This window comes from Streptomyces sp. CBMA123, assembly GCF_014596465.1.
Lineage (GTDB): Bacteria > Actinomycetota > Actinomycetes > Streptomycetales > Streptomycetaceae > Kitasatospora.
In genome coordinates this window covers 1-2346 of sequence record NZ_MECK01000435.1, presented here as the reverse complement: position 1 = coordinate 2346, position 2346 = coordinate 1, and the positions used below count along the sequence as shown (strand labels likewise).

At 76.4% G+C, this 2346-nt stretch carries 2 protein-coding genes; both read left to right on the top strand.

Annotation, left to right across the window (positions count from 1 at the left end):
* The coding region (locus BG452_RS32945) for an SDR family oxidoreductase (RefSeq protein WP_188308016.1) at positions 1-766 on the top strand (766 nt) is incomplete at its 5' end.
* A 52-nt stretch (positions 767-818) separates the two neighbouring features.
* On the top strand, positions 819-2346 hold a 1528-nt coding region (locus BG452_RS32940), incomplete at its 3' end, for a polyketide synthase (RefSeq protein ID WP_262986082.1).

The following is a 2346-nucleotide window of genomic DNA, read 5'->3' as shown; positions in this document are numbered from 1 at the left end:
CTGCCACTGCCGCCTGGAGCTGCTGGGCCGGACCGCCGCCCCGGAGGGCCCCGAGGACCCGGCGACGGCCGCCGCCCGCGACCGCTCCGCGCTACGGGCCGCACTCGCCCGGCAGGGCGTCCCATTGCCGCAGGTCGACGCCGCGGCGTCCCGCCTGCTGGCCGGTCGCGAGGTCGCGGCGACGCTCGACGAGCTGTCCGCGCTGGGCTCGCCGGCCCGCTACCGGACGGTGAACGCTGCCGATCCGGCCGCCCTCCGGCAGGCCGTCAAGGAGGTGCACGCCGAGTACGGCCGGCTGGACGGCGTGGTCTATGCCGCGGGCGTGATCGAGGACAAGGTGCTGGCGGAGAAGGATCCGGAGTCGTTCCGGCGGGTCTTCGCCACCAAGGCGCACGGCGCCGCCGCCCTGCTCGACGCGCTGGCCGAACTCCCGGACGGGCCGCGGTTCACCGTGCTCTTCGGCAGTATCGCGGCCGCGCTGGGCAACCGCGGCCAGGCCGACTACGCCGCGGCGAACGACGCGCTGGAGGAGCTGGGCGCCCGCTGGACGCTGCGGACCGGCGGCCGGGCGCTGACCGTCCACTGGGGCCCGTGGGCGCCGTCCGGAGCACACGGCGGCATGGTCTCCGAGGAGCTGGCCCGGGACTACCGGCGGCGGGGCGTACGGCTGATCGATCCGGACGCGGGCACGCTGGCACTACTGCGCGAGCTGGCCTGGGGCGAGGAGTCGGTACCGTCCGTGGTCTACACCGCGTCAGGCTGGTGACGGCGCGGTGTCCCTGACCGGAACCCAGCTGCCCCCTGTGGCGGTGGTGGGCATGGCGGTACTGCTGCCCGGCGCGCCCGACCTGGCGGCCTACTGGCGGAACCTGGTCGACGGCGTCGACGCGATCACGGACGTCCCCGAGGGGCGTTGGGACGCGGAGTACTACGACCCGGAGGCCGCCTTTGGGCCGGCCGCGCCGGACCGGCTGTACTGCCGGCGCGGCGGCTTCGTCGACGGGCTGGCCGAGGTGCAGCCGACCCGGTTCGGCCTGATGCCGAACTCGCTCGCCGGCACCGAGCCCGACCAGCTGATCGCGCTCCAGGTCGCCGCGGCGGCCATCGCCGACGCCGGCGGAGCCGACCGTCTCCCGGACCGCGACCGGATCGGGGTGGTGCTGGGCCGCGGCGGGTACCTGACGCCGGGCCTGGTCCGGCTCGACCAGCGCGTGCGCAGCGCGCACCAGCTGGTCCGCACCCTCGGCGAGCTGCTGCCAGAACTGACCGACACTCAACTACACCGCGTGCGAGAGGCGTTCGTGCGGCGACTTGGGCCGGACCAGCCGGAGTCGGCGATCGGCCTGGTGCCGAACCTGACCGCCTCCCGGCTGGCCAACCGGCTCGACCTGCGCGGCCCCGCCTACACCGTGGACGCGGCCTGCGCGTCGTCGCTCGTCGCGGTGGACCAGGCGGTGGGCGAGCTGGCGAGCGGACGCTGCGACGCGGTCCTCGCGGGCGGGGTGCACCACTGCCACGACGTCACACTGTGGAGCGTGTTCGCCCAGCTGCGGGCGCTCTCCCCGAGCCAGCGGATCCGCCCGTTCCACCGGCAGGCCGACGGCATCCTGATCGGCGAGGGCACCGGCGTGGTGGTGCTCAAGCGGCTCGCTGACGCCGAGCGCGACGGGGACCGCGTCTACGCGGTGATCCGGGGTACCGGGGTGGCCGGCGACGGCCGGACAGCCGGGCTCACCAACCCCGACCCCGGCGGGCAGAGCCGGGCGGTGCGGGCGGCCTGGAGGACGGCCGGGCTCGACCCGGCCGCGCCCGACGCGCTCGGCCTGCTGGAGGCGCACGGCACCGCGACCCCGGCCGGCGACGCCGCCGAACTCACCACGCTGGCCGCAGTGTTCGGCCGGGCGTCGGAGGGTTCGGAGCGCTCGGTGCTCGGCTCGGTCAAGTCGATGATCGGCCACACCATGCCGGCCGCCGGCATCGCGGGCCTCGTCAAGGCGGCGCTCGCGGTGCACCACGGGCTGCTGCTGCCCACGCTGCACTGCGACGACCCGCACCCGGCCCTGGCCGCGACCCGCTTTCGCACCATCGGCGCGGCACAGCCCTGGGAGCCCGGTCCGGGCCCGCGGCGCGCGGCGGTGAACGCCTTCGGCTTCGGCGGTATCAACGCCCACGTGGTGCTGGAGCAGGCCCCCGATGCAGGCTCCTCGCCCGCTCTTGCGCCCGTGCGGCCGGCTGTCGTGGCCGAGCCCGAGCGGGTGCTGCGGCTGGCCGCCGACGGGCCGGAGCAGCTGGCGCAGCTGCTGGCGGCCGGGGACGCCGCCGTCCTGGCCGCCGGCCTGCCCGAGC